Genomic DNA, 21708 nt, shown 5'->3' on the forward strand with positions numbered 1-21708 from the left:
AATGACGGAACAAGAAAAATCCTCCGCCGTGGTTGAAGAGACCAGGGAGGCCGTGGAAACGACGCCACAGCCAGTCAAAGCAGAAAAAAAGAACCACAACAGCACCGCACTGATCCTGAGCGCAGTGGCGATTGCGATTGCGCTGGCAGCGGGCGTGGGTCTGTATGGCTGGGGGAAACAGCAGGCAATAACGCAGACCGCAACTAGCGATGCGCTGGCTAATCAGCTCATCGCGCTGCAAAAAGCGCAGGAAAATCAGAAGAGCGAACTGGAAGGCATAATTAAACAGCAAGCAACGCAGTTGGATGAAGCCAACCGCCAACAGGCCGCGCTGGTCAAACAGCTTGATGAAGTCCAGCAAAAAGTTGCCACCATTTCCGGCAGTGATGCCAAAGCCTGGCTGCTGGCGCAGGCTGATTTCCTGGTGAAAATGGCCGGACGTAAATTATGGAGCGATCAGGACGTCACGTCTGCGGCAGCACTGCTGAAAAGCGCCGATGCCAGCCTGGCAGACATGAACGACCCCAGTTTGATTACCGCTCGTCGCGCCATCACCGATGATATTGCCAGCCTGTCTGCGGTTTCACAGGTCGACTACGACGGCATTATCCTCAAGGTGAATCAACTCTCCAACCAGATTGATAACCTACGCCTGGCTGACAATGACACCGATGATTCACCGATGGATTCCGACAGCAGCGAGCTTTCCAGCTCCATTAGCGAATGGCGCGTCAATCTACAAAAAAGCTGGCAGAACTTTATGGACAGCTTTATTACCATTCGCCGTCGCGATGAAACCGCCGTCCCGCTGCTGGCACCGAATCAGGACGTTTACCTGCGTGAAAATATCCGTTCTCGCCTGCTAGTCGCCGCACAGGCCGTGCCGCGTCATCAGGAAGAAACCTGGCGCCAGGCGCTGGAAAATGTCTCCACCTGGGTACGTGCCTACTACGACACCGACGATGCCACCACCAAAGCGTTTCTTGACGAAGTGGATCAGTTGAGCCAGCAAAGCATCAGTATGAACGTGCCAGACACGCTGCAGAGCCAGGCTATTATCGAGAAGCTCATGCAGACCCGCGTACGTAATTTACTGGCCCAGCCGACAACCTCTCCAGCCGAGGCTGAAACTGCACCTGCACCTGCACCTCAGGCTGACACGCCGGCAACCGCGACGCAGGGAGAATAATGATGCTAAAAGTATTATTGCTCTTTGTGCTACTGATCGCTGGGATCGTCATTGGCCCGATGATCGCCGGTCATCAGGGATACGTGCTGATCCAGACAGACAACTACAACATCGAAACCAGCGTGACCGGCCTGGTGATCATCCTGATCGTCGCCATGGTCATTCTGTTTGCGATTGAATGGCTGCTGCGCCGTATTTTCCGTACCGGTGCGCATACCCGCGGCTGGTTTGTTGGTCGCAAGCGCCGCCGTGCACGTAAGCAGACCGAACAGGCATTACTCAAGCTGGCAGAAGGCGACTATCAGCAGGTTGAAAAACTGATGTCGAAAAATGCCGATCACGCAGAACAGCCGGTAGTGAATTACCTTCTGGCGGCAGAAGCGGCTCAACAGCGTGGTGATGAAGCTCGGGCCAACCAGCACCTCGAACGCGCAGCGGAACTGGCCGGGAACGATACGATCCCGGTGGAGATCGCTCGAGTTCGTCTGCAGCTGGCGCGCAATGAAAATCATGCCGCACGCCACAGCATCGACAAGCTGCTGGAAGTGACTCCGCGTCACCCGGAAGTGCTGCGTCTGGCTGAGCAGGCTTACATTCGCACCGGCGCATGGAGTTCCTTACTGGATATCATTCCTTCTATGGCCAAAGCGCGAGTGGGTGATGAAGAGCATCGCGCCATGCTGGAGCAACAAGCCTGGGTGGGCCTGATGGATCAAGTTCGTGCCGATCAAGGCAGCGAAGGGTTACGCGCATGGTGGAAAAACCAGAACCGTAAAACCCGTCATCAGGTTGCTCTGCAGGTGGCCATGGCTGAGCATCTGATTGAGTGTGACGATCACGACACAGCACAGCAAATCATTATCGAGGGTCTGAAACGTCAGTATGACGATCGCCTGGTGCTGCCAATACCGCGTCTGAAAACCAACAACCCTGAGCAAATAGAAAAAGTGCTGCGTCAGCAGATTAAAGCCGTGGGCGATCGCCCGCTTCTGTGGAGTACGCTCGGTCAGTCATTGATGAAGCACGGTGAATGGCAGGAGGCAACGCTCGCCTTCCGTGCAGCCCTTAAACAGCGTCCGGATGCCTACGACTACGCCTGGCTCGCCGACGCGCTGGACAGACTGCATCAGCCGGAAGAAGCCGCCACCATGCGTCGTGATGGCCTGATGTTGACGTTGCAGAACAACAACTCCCCGCAGTAATTCCCTCTTGCCCGGTGGCGCTTCGCTTACCGGGCAATCGTATACACAAAATCATTCAAGATGCATCAAGGCGGCAAGTCCGGGAATCCCCAAGAGCTTACATAAGTAAGTGACTGGGGTGACAAATCTGTCAGGAACAGATTTGAACGCTGCTTGCGGCGGCCCCGTAGGGATGAGGCCCAGGGATGGGCCAAATAACCCAGGCGTAGCCAACAAAGAGGCAGCTTGAAGGATGACGTGTATATGCATAAAAAAACGCCCGCTTCTTTCGGAGCAGGCGTTAAACAGGTCTGTATGACAACATAAATGGGTGCTTCACTCAACGTTATGTCCATGGTGTTTGATGAGGCTAACGCGACATCTGTCAGTGGACGATAAGCACCGTAAACGGCTCTGCGTCATTCCTGAGTTTATGAGGCCAGATGGCGAACATAAGAGATGGAATGAGCATCTACGTGCATATTATTGCACAAGACATGCCATTATTGCACTGCAAAAACCCGGTATTCGGACTTTTTAAGACATCAGGTATTTCAGGGGGTTTTGGCGCTATCACACGGCGTTTGCTATGTGTAAGTGCTTGAAAGAAAGGAAAATCAGAAAACAAAAAACCCCGCCGAAGCGGGGTTCAAAATTGGTCGGCGAGAGAGGATTCGAACCTCCGACCCACTGGTCCCAAACCAGTTGCGCTACCAAGCTGCGCTACTCGCCGTTTTACTGCTTTTTGAATTTTTAGTTCAATTCTTTAAGTCGTGGTGCGAGGGGGGGGACTCGAACCCCCACATCCTAAGGACACTAACACCTGAAGCTAGCGCGTCTACCAATTCCGCCACCTTCGCATTTCACAACTTTAAATTAATGGGGTGGCTAATGGGATTCGAACCCACGACAACTGGAATCACAATCCAGGGCTCTACCAACTGAGCTATAGCCACCACTGCAAATCTTTTACGCGGTATTAAAACCACCGCAGCTCTGGCACCCTACTAAATGGTGCGCCCGACAGGATTCGAACCTGAGACCTCTGCCTCCGGAGGGCAGCGCTCTATCCAGCTGAGCTACGGGCGCTTAGCGCCGTTGCGGGGCTGGATATTACGGAGGTCTCGGTCTGCTGTCTAGTGCTTTTTTAAAATAAATTATCGTTTGGTCATGGTTTGTGCGTTTTGTCGCTTATTCCTCCAGTTTTTGGCTCTCCCCATGCCGATTCAGACCAAAAACCTTATAAATGAGCGTCACCGCCAGTAAGAAGCCCATACCCACAAACAGCGACATTCGGGTATCTTCATTAAAATACATACCGATTAAGACGCAAATCAGGAACGCCATCGTCAAATAATTCGCCCATGGGAACAGAATAGAGCGGAAAGGATGGCTGACAATCGCCTCCTTGTGCGCCTGGCGAAAACGCAGCTGGCTTATCAGGATAACAAACCACGGTACCATCCCCGGCAACACGCTGGCGCTATAGACATACACAAAGACACGCTGCGGATTCGGAATGATGTAGTTCAGGCATGAGCCAATCAACAAGATGGCGATAGAAATCGCCACACCAGCAACCGGTACGCCATGACGAGAGACTTTTCCGACAACCGCGGGCAACTGACGATTCTTCGCCAGCGCGTACAGCATACGACCGCAACTATACATCCCGCTATTGCAGCCAGAGAGCGCCGCCGTCAGTACCACGAAGTTGATGATTCCGGCCGCAGCAGTAATACCAATTTTGGCAAACGTGAGAACAAACGGGCTACCGTTGCTACCAATCTCATTCCACGGGAAGATAGTGACGATCACAAAAATCGCGCCAACGTAGAAAATCAGGATACGCCACAGCACTTTCCCTGCTGCGCTACGTAACGTGACCTGCGGATTTTTGGCTTCACCCGCCGTGATGCCAATCAGCTCTACCCCCTGATAAGAGGCCACCACGATACACAATGCGGTCAGGAAGCCTTTCCAGCCACCGGCAAAGAAGCCGCCGTGCTCGGTCAGGTTGCCAAAGCCAATCGCCTGACCGCCATTACCAAAGCCGAAGAAGATAACGCCAACCCCAATGACGATCATCACAATGATGGTGGTCACTTTGATCATCGCAAACCAAAACTCAATTTCACCGTACAGACGAACCGCTGCCAGGTTTGCCAGCGCCACTAACCCTACCGCAATCAACGCGGGTATCCACTGCGCCATATCCGGGAACCAGAACTGCACGTAGACGCCAATGGCGGTAATTTCCGAGATCCCCACCGCCATCCACATAAACCAGTACGACCAGGCAGTGAGATAACCAAAGAAGGGGCTCATGTAACGGTGGGCATAAACCGCAAATGAACCCGCAACCGGCTCCAGAAACAGCATCTCGCCCATAGAACGCATAATGAAAAAGACAAACAGCCCGGCGACAATATAGGCCAACAGGACCGACGGTCCCGCCCATTTGAGGGTGCTGGCAGCGCCCATAAACAGTCCGACGCCAATGGTGCCCCCAAGGGCAATTAATTCGATATGACGAGCCTCCAGCCCACGCTGTAGCTCTGGTTTACTTTCTGCCATAAGTCCTCTTGTTGTGTTTGCATGTTTTCCGGGATGACCGGTTATCGTTATGGGTACATCGTTTTTTTGCCATAGCAGACCATACGGCGCCGACCGCTGTACGGCTGGCACCCAAAACACCACGGCGCTGTCATGATTGTTGCGAATGGTTTCCTAAAATCGCTTAAATGGCAATTAAAGCATTCAAAAAATGAATGGATTGTGTGAGAAAGCAGCGATTATGTTGTGAATAAGTAGCGCACTCAGCAGAATGCGCTACATAACAAAGAAGAGAGGAGATCAGAGATTGCCGGTATAGTGCCAACGCAGATATCGTAATAAGCGAAGTTGACGAGTGATACGGCTTGGTTGCGACAGCAGGCGGTACAGCCACTCCAGCCCGAGGTTTTGCCAGACTTTAGGCGCACGTTTTACGTGGCCAGTAAAGACGTCGTAGGTGCCACCCACGCCCATATACAGCGCATCGGGATGAACCAGGCGGCAATCACGCATAAAGATTTCTTGTTTCGGTGACCCCATCGCCACGGTAACAATCTGTGCACCGCTGGCGTGAATGCGCTCGAACAGCGCCTGACGCTGCTGTGGCGTAAAATAGCCGTCCTGACTGCCCACAATGTTAACGTTCCATTGTGTACGCAGTTTTGCTTCAGTCTGCGCCAGAACTTCCGGCTTGCCGCCAATCAGGAAGACCGGCGTTCCTTCCCGGCCTGCTCGTGCCATTAAGGCCTCCCACAGATCGGCACCGGCCACACGTGAAATCTGGGCCTGTGGAAATTTTTTTCGCACGGAACGCACGACGCTGATCCCATCGGCATATTTGAACTCAGCGGCATCGATCAGCGCGCGTACCTCAGGGTTATCTTCCGCTGTCAGCATCTTCTCAGCATTGATCGCCACCAGCGTCCCCTGCCTGAGATGCCCTTCTGCAAACAGGTAATTCAGCGCATGCTGCATATCGCGCCAGCCAATCAGTTGTAATCCGCGCAGTGGATACAACGGCGCAGTGGTGTTATCAGTCATTACTATCCTTCAACCTGTGTCCGGGGCAGCGATTTTATGCGTTTATGAATCAGTCCGGCACTATCAAACAGCCAGAACAACAGTTTTGCCACCAGCAAGCAGACACCAAAAATCACGAGGAAAAAGACCACTCGCGAGACAAACGAATCCAGTCCTTCACGTGCTAACACGATCATATTGAAAATGGCACCGAAACAGAAACTGTGCAAAATCGCCGACTTGTAGCGGTTTGTCTCCCGGTTGCCTAATTCATATAGCCAGTCAAACCATTTAATGATAAGCCCAACCACGATCGCGCCTAACGGGATAAACAACGCCCCGCCCATCACCACCAGCGAGCCAATTAATGTTGGCGAGATAGCCAGCCCCGAGTGGTTGTTCAACACTTCCCAGGTAAAGTAGTTCGCCGAATTGAGTACGATGCTCGGTCGCCCTGGCCACAGCCAACTGGGGATAAACACATAGAAGTCACGCACGATCGGCGCCAACCCCTGGAACTCAATATTGTGGTAATTCTGCAGCAACAGTGCCAGGTTTTCCCATGGCGAGAAGGTATCTCGCGTCAGGTACAGGAAAGTATAGAACGCTTCGTCTCCGCTGACGTTCATGCCGTAGCGCTTCAGCGCCAGCCAGAACATCCCGACAATGCCCAACACGCCAGCGACCGCCAGCATCCACAGCGAAATCCAGCCGCGAATAATGCCGATAAACAAGAAGATGGCAAAGGCGATGATGATATTGGCGCGCGTACCGCCCACAATCATATAGGTCAGCAAGCCAAACGCAACGGTGCTCACCAGGAAGAACAACCACGCTTTGCTGTCCTGACGCAGGAAGTACACCACCAGCATCGCCGGGATGAAGAAGTAGAAGAAGCGCTTCAACGCCACACCGGAAACTTCACTGGAGAAGATCTGGCTGTAGGACTGCAGTCTGAACAGCAGGAAGCCGTTGTGCATAAAGAATATGCCCACGCTCACTAACGCAATCGCCATCAACATTATCCACGTCAGATGAGCCTCAACGCGGTTGATGGTAAACAGTGGTTTACGCGGTCTTTCCGCCGTTCGCCTGCGTAAACGAGTTTTATAGGTCACGTAATAGACAGCATAGAAACAAGCGGCTGAAAGCAGCGCCTGCAGCAGAATTTCCGGTGGAGCCACCGCCACGTCGAAGCGGAATACCAGCACGCTGGTCAGCGGGAAGCCAAAGAAAAACGTCAATAAAAACAGCAACGAGAAGAACACATTGAAGTTAAAGCGTACACGTCGGAACTCAAACCAGGTCAACGTGGCGATAAACAGCGTGGAGAGTAGCCACACCACCAGCAGACCGCTGAATTGCATCAGGCTCATACCGTTTCTCCGGAAGCAATTTTCAGCGCGTTATGCCACGGCTGCAGGTAATTCGGGTTAAAGAAGGTGATGGCGTTCTTATCGACCGAGGCCAACTGACGCTGCGCTTCACGCACGATACCCTCATTGAGTTCATCGGTGGTAAACAACACCGGCAGATTTTGCTCTGCCATATCCTGCCAGAAGGGGTTTTCGCGGTTAAGCACACACGGAATACCGGCCTGGATCAACAGACATAAGGTCCCAATCCCCTGCTGACGGGCAAAAATAAAGTAACCCAGATCGCACTGACGCAGTAACGCCAGATAAGCCTCAAATTCCAGTTTTTCGCTGAGAATATGTAAATTTTCCGCGCTAAACAATGCCAGCCCAGCCTGACGAACGTCATCAATATACGCCGCGTTATTAGCGGGGTAACCCATGGGCACAATCACGTTCACCGTATCGCCAAACTGCTGATGCACGGCGCGCAGCGCGGCAATATGTTCATTGCTGCGGTCGCCGGAGTTTCCCACCAGAATGGTCATTTTCCCGCTGCGTTCACGCCCGTCGCTCATCGTATTGAGCGATGGATCCATGCGCGTCGGGAAATAAAGCAGCTCACCGCGCACGCGCGGATGCAGCCCAGCGAAATAGCGCAAATCACCCCGCGTGGCAAACACGCAGCCCACGCGGTTTTGCGCCATCCGACGCAGCGGATAAAACAGGCGGAATTTCAGTCCACTGGAGACTTCATACAGATCGGCGCCCCAGATGTGCCAGTAAAACTGTTCGGGTTTAATTCCCCCACTCAGCAACGCCAGCCATAAGCTGGTATTGAACTGACCGTGAAAGAAGAAACGCTGTTGGCGATCCGCTTTCGCTTTCTTAATAACCGCCTCTGCCAGCGCCTTTTTCCCGCTATAGAAACTCAGCGATAACGCCGGGCAGCTTTCGCTGAATCCCGCATCCTGACCGGCAACCATAAACACGCGCGCGTGCTCGCTCGTCGCAGCCAGCGACTCGTTGAAAAACCGCAATACGGTTTGGTTATGGTGAGGGATATCCGATCCCAGAACGTGAATCAGTACTGTCATGCCCGCCTACGCCAGAGTATAAATACGCCGCAACAGAGAGAAAAATAGACCACATAGGTTGCCATATATGCCTGGGCTGCTCCCAGAGCGCCATGCGCAGGGATTAGCCAGTGGGCAAATGCCGTCAATAACGTGAACTGGCTAATTTCAGCCAAAATATAAAACCGCAGCGACGCTTTCGCGATCACCAGATAACCAAAAACGTAGGCCCCCACTTTCAGGACATCGCCCACCAGCTGCCAGGCAAACAGATCGCGCATCGCGGCAAATTTAGCCGAAAACAGCAGCCAGATAGCAAAGTCACGCAGCAGCCAGACGGTGAAACTCGCGGCGGCAACCGCCGGTAGCACAAACTTCAGCGACTTTACGACCTCGCGCGAAATGTCGTGCTTTTCAGTTAAACGCGACAGCGTCGGCAGCAAGTAAACGCTGAATGAAGCAGTGATAAATTGCAGATACGCATCGGAAATACTGCTCACTCCCTGCCAGATCCCCACGTCATCCCAGCTGTAATGTGCAGCCAGCAAGTTTCGCATCATTACGTACGCCACCGGCAGCGTCACGGAGGTGATCAACGCCATCAGCGTGAACTTGCTTAACTGCCCGGCCAGACCGTTATCCCAGCAGGGTTTCAGGTAGCGCAGCGGGATAGTCCCACGCTTAATCAACATCGTAGCAGCGGGGATCACTACCAGCGCAGGCACCAGCGCCAGCCCTAACAACGCACCTTCATAACCCCCGAGACGATAGCAGCCATAATAGGCCACCACGCCTACCAGGCTACCGACAATCAGCGACAGTGCATTACCGGCGGCATCGCGGAAGCCCTTCATCAGCGCCAGCAGTAGGTTCGCCCAGGCTATACCCATCTGAACCAGCGCAACCAGCCGTACTAACCCTTGATAATGCGTATGACCAAACAGCCCCTGACTTATCGGCGCTGCCGCCAGTAGAAAAAGGGCGGCCATCAGCGTGGAGAATCCCAGCACCATCGCCGAAGAGGTACCCACCACGCGGCGTAGCTGCGTCGGTTCGTCATGATGCTGGGCAACGTACTTCGTGACGCCGTTGAAAATCCCGGCCCCCGCCAGCACACCAAGCACGGTAACCATCTGGCGGAAGTTACCCGCCTGCCCTACCCCCGCCGGACCAAATGAAACCGCCAGCAGCTTCACCACCAGCAAGCCCGCACCAATTTTTACCAGCGTACTGGCTGCCGTCCACAGGGACGCTTTAGCAAGCGACATATCAGGCGAAGTAGTTCAGTAAAGTCGTAATCACTGTGCGCTGGTTGACCGGCGACAGATTGTAAAACAGCGGCAGGCGCAGCAGACGTTCACTCTCCTGGGTGGTGTAACGATCAGTGCCAGCAAACTCACCAAATTTATCGCCAGCGGGGCAATCGTGCAGCGGGATATAATGGAATACCGCCATGATTTCGGCTTCTTTCAGGAAGTTGATCAGCGCACTGCGATCGTCGATATCGCGCAGCTTGATATAAAACATATGGGCGTTCTGCACGCAACCCTGCGGTATGGAAGGCAGTTCAATACGCCCGGCGCGTGCCAGCGGTTCCAGCGCATCATAATAATTCTGCCACAGCGCCAGACGCTGCTGGTTGATTCGATCCGCCGCTTCCAGTTGCGCCCACAGATAGGCGGCCTGCAGATCGGACATCAAATAGCTGGAACCAATATCCCGCCAGGTGTATTTATCCACCTGGCCACGGAAGAACTGGCTACGGTTGGTCCCTTTTTCGCGGATGATTTCAGCACGTTCGATTAATTTTTTATCATTAATCAGCGTCGCACCACCTTCGCCGCCCGCAGTGTAGTTTTTGGTTTCGTGGAAGCTAAAGCAGCCGATATGACCAATCGTTCCCAGCGCGCGGCCTTTGTAGGTCGACATCACGCCCTGGGCGGCATCTTCCACTACGAACAGGTTGTATTTCGCCGCCAGTGCCATAATGGTGTCCATTTCGCAGGCAACGCCCGCGTAATGCACCGGTACGATAGCGCGGGTTTTGTCGGTAATCGCCGCTTCAATTAGTGTTTCGTCAATGTTCATGGTATCAGGGCGGATATCGACAAAGACGACTTTGGCCCCACGCAGCACGAAGGCGTTGGCGGTGGAGACAAAGGTGTAGCTCGGCATGATCACTTCATCGCCAGCCTGGATATCCAGCAGCAATGCCGCCATCTCAAGCGAGGCGGTACAGGAGGGTGTCAGCAGCACTTTCGCGCTGCCAAAATGTTGCTCCAGCCACTGCTGGCAACGACGGGTAAAGCCGCCGTCACCGCACAGTTTTCCGCTGCTCATCGCAGACTGCATGTATTCAAGCTCGGTGCCCACCACCGGCGGTGCGTTAAATGGGATCATGTTGTCACCTGTATAACCAGTACGCGGTGCTTTCTACATTGGCACCGCTCTGTATGTAACGTTTAAGCGCGGCGATATTGCCCATTTGGGTCGCCACACGCAATGTTGTTTTACCGCGGGCCTGCGCCCAGCCAAGCGCAGCCTGCATCAGTTCTGCACCCGCACCGCGACCGGCCAGCAAGCCAATACGCGCGTCGGTTTCATTCAGTTCACGCAGCGAGACATAACCCCGAATATCGCCAGCCGGTGTGCGAAAAACGAGACACTGATGGTCAAATGTGCCCAGTACGGCATTTTCAATCCACTGCGCGTAGAAACGCGCGCTGGCATCTGGCGAATACCACGGTGCACGAAAACGGCTTTGCGCGAATGCTTGCCCCGCCAGCTGGCGTAACGCCGGGATATCTGCAGTGTGTGCGACCTGCGCGCTGGGATTGTCATAAGCGCCCGTGACCGACAGCGCTAAATCCACTTCCCCTTCGACCAGTGAGAAACCCAGCTGCTGCAATGCATCTAACGCCTGGGCGTTCGCCGCAGGAATTTTCGCCTGTACCCGCTCCCAGGGCTGCAACGAATCCGCAGTCAGAACCGGCGCATGCGGGTCAACACGCACAATAGCGCTCTTCACGTCAAAGAACGTATTCTCCCAATTCAGCGGCTCAATACTGGCGCGGACGAGCACGGAGTAGCTCCAGCAAATATTGACCATAACCGGTTTTGGCCAGAGAACTGGCGGCACGCTTCACGCCTTCATCATCCAGCCAGCCGTTACGCCAGGCGATTTCTTCCAGGCAGGCAATTTTAAAGCCCTGACGTTTCTCAACCGTCTGTACGAACATACTCGCTTCAATCAGGCTGTCATGCGTACCGGTATCCAGCCAGGCAAAGCCACGGCCGAGCAGTTCTACCGTCAGGTTACCCGCGTCAAGATACATCTGGTTGATGGAGGTAATCTCTAATTCTCCACGCTCGGAAGGCTTCACGCGTTTTGCGTACTCCACCACCTTACTGTCGTAGAAATAGAGTCCCGTCACCGCCCAGTTAGATTTCGGTTCTTTCGGCTTCTCTTCCAGCGAGACGGCGCGGAAATTGTCGTCAAATTCCACCACGCCGAAACGCTCAGGATCCATAACCTGATAGCCAAATACCGTCGCCCCTTCCGTTCGGGCAGCAACGTGGCGCAGTTTTGGACTAAATCCCTGCCCAAAGAAGATGTTGTCACCTAAAACCAAACAGGAAGGCTCACCGTTAAGGAACGTTTCCCCGATGATAAACGCCTGCGCCAGTCCGTCCGGGCTGGGCTGCTCGGCATAGTGCAACTCAATGCCAAACTCAGAGCCATCGCCCAGCAAACGCTGGAAATAGCCTTTATCTTCCGGCGTGGTGATAATCAGGATTTCACGGATCCCCGCCAACATCAGCACCGATAGCGGGTAGTAAATCATCGGCTTGTCGTAAATCGGTAATAGCTGTTTCGATACGCCGCGCGTAATGGGGTGCAGGCGAGAACCCGATCCTCCCGCCAAAATGATACCTTTCATGCGTACCTCCTCCGGAAATTAACCCTTCAGACCTAAACGTTCACCCTGGTAGCTGCCGTCCTGCACGGGCTTCCACCACGCCTCATTCGCCAGATACCATTGCACGGTTTTGCGCATGCCACTTTCAAACGTTTCCTGCGGCATCCAGCCAAGTTCACGTGCAATCTTCGACGCATCAATGGCGTAACGTTGATCGTGACCTGGACGATCGTCAACAAAGGTGATCAGTGAGCGGTACTGCGCAAGGCCCTGTGGCTTGTTGGGGGCCAGTTCTTCCAGCAGACAGCAAATCGTCTCGACTACGTCCAGATTCTTACGCTCGTTGTGCCCGCCGATGTTATAGGTTTCACCCACAGATCCGGTGGTCGCTACGCAATACAACGCGCGGGCATGATCCTCCACGTACAGCCAGTCGCGGATCTGTTGCCCGTTGCCGTATACCGGCAGCGGTTTGCCCGCCAGCGCGTTAAGAATCGTCAGTGGGATCAGCTTTTCCGGGAAGTGGTACGGGCCGTAGTTGTTGGAACAGTTGGTAATCAGCGTAGGTAAACCGTACGTACGTAGCCAGGCACGGACCAGGTGATCGCTACTGGCTTTCGATGCGGAATAAGGGCTGCTTGGTGCATACGGCGTGGTTTCAGTGAAAAAATCATCCGTAGAATGGAGATCGCCATACACTTCATCGGTCGAAATATGATGGAAACGAAACGCCGATTTTTTCTCATCGGTTAATACGTTCCAGTAAGCGCGCGCCGCTTCCAGCAGGGTGTAGGTCCCCACAATATTGGTTTCGATAAATGCAGCCGGACCATCAATGGAACGATCAACGTGGCTTTCCGCCGCCAGGTGCATGACGCAGTCTGGCTGATACTGTTGAAAGACAACGTCAAGCGCAGCCCGATCGCAGATATCAACTTTCTCAAAGGCAAAACGGTCATTCTGTGCGACCGGCGTCAGCGACATCAGGTTTCCGGCATAGGTCAGTTTATCGACCACCACCACAGCATCCTGCGTCTCATTAATAATATGACGTACAACCGCGGAGCCGATAAACCCGGCGCCACCGGTGACCAGAATTCGTTTCATTATCGCCAGACTCCTTTGGTATCAACCACGTACTGCTGGTGTACCGCATCGCCTTTAATCGCTTTAAATTCATTATGGTCAACCAGCATCACCAGCACATCGGCGCCTGCCAGTGCATCATCCAGGTTCGACAGCGTACAAAGACCATCCAGTTTTTTCGGCAGTTGATGGATGTTCGGTTCCACTACCAGCGTTTCACCACCGTGCCACTGGGCAATACTCAGCGCGATACCCATCGCCGGGCTTTCACGTAAATCGTCGATATTCGGTTTAAATGCCAGCCCAAAACAGGCAATTTTCACCTCGCTGGCACGTTTGTTCGTCTTCGCCAGACAATCCGCTACGGCGGCTTTTACCCGATCAACAACCCAGTGGGGTTTGCCATCATTTACTTCACGGGCGGTGCGGATTAATTTTGCCTGCTGCGGGTTCTGCGCCACAATAAACCACGGATCGACCGCAATACAGTGCCCGCCAACGCCGGGGCCAGGCTGTAGAATATTGACGCGCGGGTGTCGGTTTGCCAGGCGAATCAGTTCCCAGACGTTAATCTCTTGTTCGGCACAAATCAGTGACAGTTCATTGGCAAAGGCGATATTCACGTCACGGAAGCTATTTTCAGTAAGTTTGCACATTTCCGCCGTACGGGCATTGGTCACCACGCATTCACCTTCAAGGAAGATGTTGTACAGTTCACTGGCACGCGCGGAACAGACAGGCGTCATCCCACCAATCACACGATCGTTTTTTATCAGCTCGACCATCACCTGGCCCGGCAACACACGCTCAGGACAATAGGCAATATTGACGTCCGCCTGTTCCCCGGCTTGTTGCGGGAACGTCAGGTCAGGCCGCATTTCAGCAAGCCATACGGCCATCTGTTCGGTTGCCCCGACGGGTGACGTTGACTCAAGGATCACCAATGCGCCTTTTTTCAGCACCGGTGCCAGAGACTTCGCCGCCGCTTCGACGTACACCATATCGGGTTCATGCTCCCCTTTGAACGGGGTAGGCACTGCGATGAGATACGCATCTGCTTCCACCGGTTTGGTGGTCGCCCGAAGATATCCCCCTTCGACAGCGGTTTTCACCACGGCGCCAAGGTCGGGTTCAACGATATGGATCTCACCACGGTTAATGGTGTCCACCGCATGCTGATTAACATCTACGCCAATCACGTGTTTTTGACGGGAAGCAAAAGCAGCTGCGGTTGGCAGCCCGATATAACCCAGCCCAATGACAGAAATGGTCGTAAAACTCATAGCGATATCCGATTGTTTTTTAACGCGTGTAAAATACGACCACACGCTTGCCCATCGCCATACGGATTATGGGCTCGGCTCATGGTCTGATATTCATCTTCGTCATGCAGCAAACGCGTGACTTCTTCCACAATACGCTGCGGATCTGTCCCCACCAACCGCACCGTTCCTGCAGTAATGGCCTCCGGACGCTCCGTCGTTTCTCTCATCACCAGCACAGGCTTGCCCAGAGAAGGGGCTTCTTCCTGAATACCGCCAGAATCGGTCAGGATCAACCAGGCATGATTCATCAGCCAGACAAACGGTAAGTATTCCTGCGGCTCAATCAGCACGACGTTGTCAACATGACCCAGAATGCGATTAACCGGCTCACTGACGTTCGGATTCAGGTGCACCGGGTAGACAATCTGCACATCCTGATTTGCCGCCGCAATTTCTGCCAGCGCATGGCAGATTTGCTCAAAACCGCGACCAAAGCTTTCCCGGCGATGACCGGTCACCAGGATCATCTTTTTATCTAAGCTCAGGAAAGGATAATGCTCAGCCAGTTCAGCCCGCAGTTCATCACTCGCCAGTACGCGATCGCGAACCCAGATCAGCGCATCAATGACCGTATTGCCGGTGACAAAAATGCGGTTATCGGCAATATTTTCGCGTAACAGGTTCTGCCGAGAGTTTTCAGTAGGTGCAAAATGATACATCGCCAGACGCCCGGTCAGCGTGCGGTTCGCCTCTTCCGGCCACGGAGAATAGAGATCGCCGGTTCGCAACCCAGCTTCAACATGCCCTACGGGAATACGCTGATAAAACGCGGCCAGACTGGTGGCAATAGTCGTCGTGGTATCACCGTGTACCAGTACCACATCCGGTTTAAACTCAGCCAGAATAGGCTTTAATCCTTCAAGGATTCGACAGGTAATTTCGGTGAGGCCCTGACCTGGCTGCATAATATTGAGATCGTAGTCAGGTACAATAGAAAAGAGGTTCAACACCTGATCAAGCATCTCCCGATGCTGCGCAGTAACGCAAACTTTCGCCTCAAGATGAGGATCTTTTGCCAGCGCATGGACCAGAGGTGCCATCTTGATGGCCTCCGGTCGCGTGCCAAATACAGTCAGTACTTTCACATCGATTCTCTTCGGATTGGCAGTGAGAGCCCAGCCCCTCACTGCAACGGTGTAGCTAAATCGGGCGGCGACGGGTTAACGCGACACCGGCACCGATCAAGGCCCCGACAATGCCCCACATAATCATCAGGAAAGCACGGCGTGGGCTATCACGTTTTACCGGCTCTTCCGGCGTCCGCAAATAACGATAGGTCTGAAAACGTGGGTCCAGTGTTGGTCCGACGTTCAGAGTATTCAGCATGGCTCTGTTTTGGAAATAATCCAGATCGAATTCCGGACCGACTGCCTGCAGGTTTTCGAGTCGCGCCTGCAGCATAGGACGTCCGAGTAAAAACAGCTCAGAGTCCGGTAATTCATCCGCAGGCACATCTGTTGAAGTGCGAGAAATATTATGCAGTTCTGCAATTTTGAGCGCCTGTTCAATGTTATGAACACGACGAGAGAAAAGCGATTTCGCCACCTCTTCCTGGCGTTTGACCTGCGCTTTCATCTGTACAGTACGCGCAGCCCACGCGCCCTTTAACTCATCGTTCAGATGACGTGCAGCACGCTGGCTGGCAAACGCCACATACTGGCGCAACAGGTTGTTGGCATCAGGGGCCGTCTCAGCAATCAGCCTCACGCTGTCATTAGTATTACGAACCGCATCGCCAGGCATAAACTGGATGTTATTGATTAACTCGTCCAACAATGCTGCATCAGCTTTACTGTTGCCAACCATCCGTTGCTTAAAGTAATCGGTCTGCTGCCAGAACTCACGGCGCGTATCCCACGAGGCAACCTGCATGACGAACTCTTTATAAGCCTCGTCCATCACCGACGGTTGATCCGCTGACGCAAGGTTGGCCTTAATATCCAGATTACGTAAAAACTGCTGTTGAGAGTAATAGCCACCCAACATATTCACCGTAGGCCGGTCAGAAATGGCGGTCGCACTCCACTCCTGACGCGCAAAAAATGTATAGGCGAGGGCAACAAGCGCAAAGACGAGGGCCATACCGACAATCCACACCTTCCCTGCCCATAAGGTCCGAAACAACCCACGGATGTCCAGTTCATTTTCAGTGTTCACGGCATGTTCTCCCGGTAATGGCTGTGTCATCGCTTCCTCATTTACTTAGTTAAGTTTGGCTTGTTTTCGCGGTTTCTTCGTAGCCTGCGCTTCATACGCTTGATAAATCTAGCCACCTTCCAGGCACGCTTGATGCAATAACCGTAGAAGAAGAATGCTAGCAAAAACAGCACCAGCATGAACCATTCCGGCACTAAATGAGAATATTCTGCCAGCACACCAATGGCGGCCAGAATCGCAGCAGCCAGCGTAATCAGGACAAACGCCTGTCGGGATGTAAACCCTGCACGCATGATCAAATGATGAATATGCTGGCGATCCGGAGAGAACGGACTCATCCCCTTACGCAAACGACGATACATGATGGCCACCATATCCATCAGGGGAATGGCGATAATCCACAGCGCAGTGACCGGGCTAATAGGATGGGTTTTACCCTGCGTAGTTTCCAGCAGGATCCAGATAACGGTAAAACCAATTAGTGTACTGCCCGCATCGCCCATAAAGACTTTGTAGCGACGACCCAGCACGCCGAGGTTGAGCATAATATAAGGCAGAATGGCGGCAATCATCGCGAAGCACCAGATTGCCAGGCTGGTTTGTCCATCAAACCAGAGGATCAAGCCCATTGCGGCAAAGGATACGCTGGACAGTCCACCTAACAGGCCATCAATACCATCTACCATATTAAAGGCGTTAATCGCGGCCCAAACGGCGAAAAGAGTCAGGAAATAGCCGAACGGACCGAGAACCATCTCCCAGGGGCCAAAGATGTAGCCCAGACTACTGAGATAGAGTTTGCCAACCACCATCATAATGACGCCGATGGCCGCCTGAATTGTAGCGCGAATTTTTACGCTAATATCATAACGATCGTCCAGCGCGCCGATAAACACCAGCACGCCAGCGCAGGCGAGATAGAGAGAAGCATGTGGAATGTAATAATTTGCAATTAAAAACGTGAAGCAAATCCCCGCATAAACCGAGATTCCCCCAACCAATGGTATCAGCCCCTGGTGACGTTTACGGAAGTTGGGTTTATCCACTAAGCCTATTTTTTTTGCGACCTTACGTGCAAAAAAAAGGAACAATGTCGTGAATAGAAAAATACTGATGAGATCAGTACTTGCTGTCAGTAAATTCACAATGCGTGCTCTCAGAGAAAATTATTAGCAGAAGTATAACCACGAAGACCTTTATTCAGAAGGGAAACTCCGTTCCGAAATACCTGTTTTGTATAATTATTAATCACACGACGCGAATGATGTATCGGACACAAAATAAAGACGGATAACATCACTGTTGTTTATGTGTCGCTTAGGTTACAGACATAAAAGCAAAACGCCACGTAAAACGTGGCGTTTTCAGAGGATGCTCGACTTAAGAGCGCTTCATCATATCGAAGAAGTCGTCATTGGTCTTGGTCATCGCCAGCTTGTTAATGAGGAATTCCATCGCATCAATTTCCCCCATCGGATGGATAATTTTGCGCAGGATCCACATTTTCTGCAGCTCTTCCTGAGTGGTGAGCAGCTCTTCTTTACGGGTACCGGAACGGTTGTAGTCGATAGCCGGGAAGACGCGTTTTTCAGCAATCTTACGCGAGAGGTGCAGTTCCATGTTGCCGGTACCTTTAAACTCTTCATAGATAACTTCATCCATTTTAGAGCCGGTATCGACCAGAGCCGTGGCGATAATGGTCAGGCTTCCACCCTCTTCCACGTTACGTGCCGCACCGAAGAAACGCTTCGGACGATGCAGGGCGTTAGCGTCCACACCACCGGTCAACACTTTACCGGAAGCCGGTACGACGGTGTTGTAGGCACGTGCCAGACGGGTGATGGAGTCGAGCAGGATGATAACGTCTTTCTTGTGTTCAACCAGACGTTTCGCTTTCTCGATAACCATTTCCGCAACCTGAACGTGACGGGATGCTGGTTCGTCAAAGGTGGAAGCAATCACTTCACCTTTCACCAGACGCTGCATCTCGGTTACTTCTTCCGGACGTTCGTCAATCAGCAGAACCATCAGAACGCAGTCTGGGTGGTTGTAGGCAATGCTCTGCGCGATGTTCTGCAGCAGCATAGTTTTACCGGCTTTCGGCGGAGCCACAATCAGACCACGCTGACCACGACCGATCGGCGATGCCAGATCCAGGACGCGAGCCGTTAAATCTTCCGTTGAGCCGTTACCACGTTCCATACGCAGACGTGAGTTTGCGTGCAGCGGGGTTAAGTTCTCGAACAGAATCTTATTACGCGCGTTTTCCGGCTTGTCGTAGTTAACTTCGTTAACTTTCAACAATGCAAAGTAACGCTCACCCTCTTTAGGAGGACGAATCTTACCGGAAATGGTGTCACCAGTGCGGAGGTTGAAACGGCGGATTTGGCTAGGGGATACGTAGATGTCGTCTGGGCCTGCGAGGTAGGAACTGTCTCCTGAACGGAGGAAACCAAATCCATCCTGCAATATCTCCAGCACACCGTCACCAAAGATATCTTCGCCACTCTTTGCGTGCTGCTTCAGGATGGCAAAAATAATGTCCTGCTTGCGCATACGAGCCAGGTTTTCCAGACCCATATTTTCGCCGAGAGTGATCAGCTCAGAAACCGGCGTATTCTTTAATTCGGTAAGATTCATAATGGTGTGAGTTCTTAAACTTGGGGTAAATCTCGAACTTAATGTTGTGAATGGTATGGCAGGGTCATCCATGCCTGTTTACGGCCATCGACTCATGTCTGTTCGCTGTCTGGTCACAGGAAAGTACGCAGAACTGAAACGACAAGACGGATTGAGCGACAAGCCAAGAATCTGTCCACTTCTCGCGTGAGAGACAACGGGAAGCATTGGATATACAAGATTCAAACTTAATAAGGTATGTTTAATACGAAGTCAACACTAACTTAGCACGACTCAAGTCGGGCGTCCAGTCATCCGAAGAATTTAGGAATCGGGTCGCCCGAACTTGATAATTCCGTCTTACGCCAGGTTAGCGTCGAGGAACTCTTTCAGCTGACCTTTGGACAGTGCGCCGACTTTTGTCGCCGCAACTTCACCGTTTTTGAACAGCAGCAGGGTCGGGATACCACGAATGCCATACTTCGGTGCGGTGCCTGGGTTTTGGTCAATGTTCAGTTTCGCAACCGTCAATTTGCCCTGATACTCGTCAGCGATTTCATCCAGAATTGGAGCGATCATTTTACACGGTCCGCACCACTCTGCCCAAAAATCAACGAGGATAGCTCCGTCCGCTTTGAGTACATCCGTGTCAAAACTGTCGTCTGTCAGGTGAATAATTTTATCGCTCATAATAACTCCACAGGAATAAGCCTGGTGTGTTGGTGTATACACATCCTCTTTCAGCCGCCTCTTTGTTGGCTGCGCTCTTCACCTCCAGTCACGTATTATGTACGCTTCTGTAGACGCATTCGCTTGCCGCTTCGACGCATCAAGAATGATTTGTGTACAGCATTAACCAACTAAAGGTTGACTTTATTTCACCGGATACGCTTTCGTAAAGCAATAGTAAGCTGATATTCTACCACACTATGAGCAAAACACATTTAACAGAACAGAAGTTTTCCGACTTCGCCCTGCACCCACAGGTGATAGAAGCCCTTGAAAATAAAGGGTTTCATAATTGCACGCCCATTCAGGCACTCGCCCTCCCGCTAACGCTGGCAGGTCGTGATGTTGCAGGGCAGGCGCAAACCGGTACCGGGAAAACGATGGCGTTCCTGACGTCAACGTTTCATTATCTCCTCTCTCATCCCGCGATTGCCGATCGCAAGGTGAACCAACCGCGTGCCTTAATTATGGCGCCAACGCGTGAGTTAGCCGTGCAGATCCACGCCGATGCGGAACCACTGGCGCAGACTACCGGCCTGAAATTAGGCCTGGCCTATGGCGGCGACGGTTACGACAAACAATTGAAAGTGCTGGAAAGCGGCGTCGATATCCTTATCGGCACCACGGGCCGTCTCATTGACTACGCAAAACAGAACCACATCAACCTGGGCGCGATTCAGGTCGTGGTACTGGATGAAGCCGATCGCATGTACGATCTGGGCTTTATTAAAGATATCCGCTGGCTGTTCCGTCGTATGCCGCCAACCAACCAGCGTCTGAATATGCTGTTTTCTGCGACTCTCTCCTACCGCGTTCGCGAACTGGCGTTCGAACAAATGAACAATGCCGAGTACGTTGAAGTCGAACCGGAACAGAAGACGGGCCACCGCATTAAAGAAGAGCTCTTCTATCCTTCAAACGAAGAGAAAATGCGTTTACTGCAAACGCTGATCGAAGAAGAGTGGCCGGATCGCGCTATTGTTTTTGCGAACACTAAACACCGTTGCGAAGATATCTGGGGCAGCCTTGCTGCTGACGGCCATCGCGTCGGTCTGCTGACCGGTGATGTGGCACAGAAAAAACGTCTGCGCATTCTGGAAGAATTCACCCGTGGCGATCTCGACATTCTGGTCGCGACCGACGTTGCCGCACGTGGTCTGCATATTCCAGCCGTCACACATGTGTTTAACTATGACCTGCCGGATGACTGTGAAGACTACGTACACCGTATCGGTCGTACCGGTCGTGCAGGCGCAAGCGGACACTCCATCAGCCTGGCCTGTGAAGAGTACGCGTTGAATTTACCTGCCATCGAGGCCTATATCGGCCATTCGATTCCGGTCAGCAAATATAACCCGGATGCACTGATGACCGATTTGCCAAAACCGCTGCGCCTGACGCGAACGCGTCCTGGCAATGGCCCACGCCGCACCGGTGGTGCTCCGCGTAATCGTCGTCGTTCAGGTTAAGAAACGTTATGCCATACACAAAATCA

At 52.8% G+C, this 21708-nt stretch carries 19 protein-coding genes and 4 tRNA genes; 3 read left to right on the forward strand and 20 right to left on the reverse strand.

The genetic code is table 11. The annotated features are described in order from the left end of the window. The first annotated feature begins 1 nt into the window (after position 1). The gene (gene hemX, locus IMQ48_RS22240; protein ID WP_196210697.1) at positions 2-1189 is read left to right on the forward strand and encodes a uroporphyrinogen-III C-methyltransferase; all 1188 of its coding nucleotides are present in this window, start codon (positions 2-4) and stop codon (positions 1187-1189) included. 2 nt (positions 1190-1191) lie between these two features. Beyond that, positions 1192-2391: a protoheme IX biogenesis protein HemY gene (hemY, locus tag IMQ48_RS22245; protein ID WP_196210721.1), complete on the forward strand. Its 1200-nt coding sequence runs from the start codon at positions 1192-1194 to the stop codon at positions 2389-2391. Positions 2392-3026: 635 nt separating this feature from the next. Here hemY and IMQ48_RS22250 read toward each other — a convergent pair. The 20 genes from IMQ48_RS22250 to trxA all read right to left on the reverse strand — a co-directional run bounded on the left by IMQ48_RS22250 (position 3027) and on the right by trxA (position 20174). Then, positions 3027-3103, reverse strand: a tRNA-Pro gene (locus tag IMQ48_RS22250). A gap of 41 nt (positions 3104-3144) precedes the next feature. After that, a tRNA-Leu gene (locus IMQ48_RS22255) sits at positions 3145-3230 on the reverse strand. A 20-nt stretch (positions 3231-3250) separates the two neighbouring features. Next, positions 3251-3326 (reverse strand) — tRNA-His (locus IMQ48_RS22260). A 56-nt stretch (positions 3327-3382) separates the two neighbouring features. Beyond that, positions 3383-3459, reverse strand: a tRNA-Arg gene (locus IMQ48_RS22265). Positions 3460-3561: 102 nt separating this feature from the next. After that, on the reverse strand, positions 3562-4947 hold the full coding sequence (locus IMQ48_RS22270; RefSeq protein WP_196210698.1) for an amino acid permease: 1386 nt from the start codon (positions 4945-4947) through the stop codon (positions 3562-3564). 279 nt (positions 4948-5226) lie between these two features. Further along, positions 5227-5967, reverse strand: coding sequence for a lipopolysaccharide N-acetylmannosaminouronosyltransferase (gene wecG, locus IMQ48_RS22275; RefSeq protein WP_196210699.1), 741 nt, complete (start codon positions 5965-5967; stop codon positions 5227-5229). A gap of 2 nt (positions 5968-5969) precedes the next feature. Next, the gene (gene wzyE, locus IMQ48_RS22280) at positions 5970-7322 is read right to left on the reverse strand and encodes an ECA oligosaccharide polymerase (protein WP_196210700.1); all 1353 of its coding nucleotides are present in this window, start codon (positions 7320-7322) and stop codon (positions 5970-5972) included. Further along, a complete protein-coding gene (locus tag IMQ48_RS22285; protein WP_196210701.1) occupies positions 7319-8398 on the reverse strand; it encodes a TDP-N-acetylfucosamine:lipid II N-acetylfucosaminyltransferase in 1080 nt (359 codons plus the stop codon). The genes wzyE and IMQ48_RS22285 overlap by 4 nt, the downstream gene beginning before the upstream one ends. Continuing rightward, positions 8395-9645, reverse strand: coding sequence for a lipid III flippase WzxE (gene wzxE, locus IMQ48_RS22290; RefSeq protein ID WP_196210702.1), 1251 nt, complete (start codon positions 9643-9645; stop codon positions 8395-8397). The genes IMQ48_RS22285 and wzxE overlap by 4 nt, the downstream gene beginning before the upstream one ends. Before the next feature lies 1 nt (position 9646). Beyond that, positions 9647-10777, reverse strand: coding sequence for a dTDP-4-amino-4,6-dideoxygalactose transaminase (gene rffA / locus IMQ48_RS22295; protein ID WP_196210703.1), 1131 nt, complete (start codon positions 10775-10777; stop codon positions 9647-9649). 4 nt (positions 10778-10781) lie between these two features. Then, entirely contained in the window at positions 10782-11459 is a 678-nt protein-coding gene (gene rffC / locus IMQ48_RS22300; protein ID WP_196210704.1) for a dTDP-4-amino-4,6-dideoxy-D-galactose acyltransferase, read from the reverse strand. After that, complete coding sequence (gene rfbA, locus IMQ48_RS22305; protein ID WP_137363068.1) at positions 11437-12318, reverse strand: glucose-1-phosphate thymidylyltransferase RfbA; 882 nt, start codon at positions 12316-12318, stop codon at positions 11437-11439. Before rfbA ends, rffC begins: the two co-directional genes overlap by 23 nt. 18 nt (positions 12319-12336) lie before the next feature. Beyond that, a complete protein-coding gene (rffG, locus tag IMQ48_RS22310; protein WP_196210705.1) occupies positions 12337-13404 on the reverse strand; it encodes a dTDP-glucose 4,6-dehydratase in 1068 nt (355 codons plus the stop codon). Beyond that, the gene (wecC, locus tag IMQ48_RS22315; protein ID WP_196210706.1) at positions 13404-14666 is read right to left on the reverse strand and encodes a UDP-N-acetyl-D-mannosamine dehydrogenase; all 1263 of its coding nucleotides are present in this window, start codon (positions 14664-14666) and stop codon (positions 13404-13406) included. Before wecC ends, rffG begins: the two co-directional genes overlap by 1 nt. Further along, positions 14663-15793, reverse strand: coding sequence for a non-hydrolyzing UDP-N-acetylglucosamine 2-epimerase (gene wecB, locus IMQ48_RS22320; RefSeq protein ID WP_196210707.1), 1131 nt, complete (start codon positions 15791-15793; stop codon positions 14663-14665). The genes wecC and wecB overlap by 4 nt, the downstream gene beginning before the upstream one ends. Before the next feature lie 55 nt (positions 15794-15848). Next, positions 15849-16895, reverse strand: coding sequence for an ECA polysaccharide chain length modulation protein (wzzE, locus tag IMQ48_RS22325; RefSeq protein ID WP_196210708.1), 1047 nt, complete (start codon positions 16893-16895; stop codon positions 15849-15851). Between the two features lie 11 nt (positions 16896-16906). Continuing rightward, positions 16907-18010, reverse strand: coding sequence for a UDP-N-acetylglucosamine--undecaprenyl-phosphate N-acetylglucosaminephosphotransferase (gene wecA, locus IMQ48_RS22330; RefSeq protein WP_196210709.1), 1104 nt, complete (start codon positions 18008-18010; stop codon positions 16907-16909). A 235-nt stretch (positions 18011-18245) separates the two neighbouring features. Beyond that, positions 18246-19505: a transcription termination factor Rho gene (gene rho, locus IMQ48_RS22335; protein WP_096758948.1), complete on the reverse strand. Its 1260-nt coding sequence runs from the start codon at positions 19503-19505 to the stop codon at positions 18246-18248. A 78-nt stretch (positions 19506-19583) separates the two neighbouring features. Further along, the gene (locus IMQ48_RS22340) at positions 19584-19712 is read right to left on the reverse strand and encodes a rho operon leader peptide (RefSeq protein WP_181498759.1); all 129 of its coding nucleotides are present in this window, start codon (positions 19710-19712) and stop codon (positions 19584-19586) included. A 132-nt stretch (positions 19713-19844) separates the two neighbouring features. Next, positions 19845-20174: a thioredoxin TrxA gene (gene trxA, locus IMQ48_RS22345; RefSeq protein ID WP_001280776.1), complete on the reverse strand. Its 330-nt coding sequence runs from the start codon at positions 20172-20174 to the stop codon at positions 19845-19847. Positions 20175-20413: 239 nt separating this feature from the next. Between trxA and rhlB the strand changes: the two genes are divergently transcribed. Then, complete coding sequence (rhlB, locus tag IMQ48_RS22350; protein WP_196210710.1) at positions 20414-21682, forward strand: ATP-dependent RNA helicase RhlB; 1269 nt, start codon at positions 20414-20416, stop codon at positions 21680-21682. Positions 21683-21708: the final 26 nt, after the last annotated feature.

Source organism: Citrobacter sp. Res13-Sevr-PEB04-36 (assembly GCF_015672735.1).
Taxonomy (GTDB): domain Bacteria; phylum Pseudomonadota; class Gammaproteobacteria; order Enterobacterales; family Enterobacteriaceae; genus Citrobacter.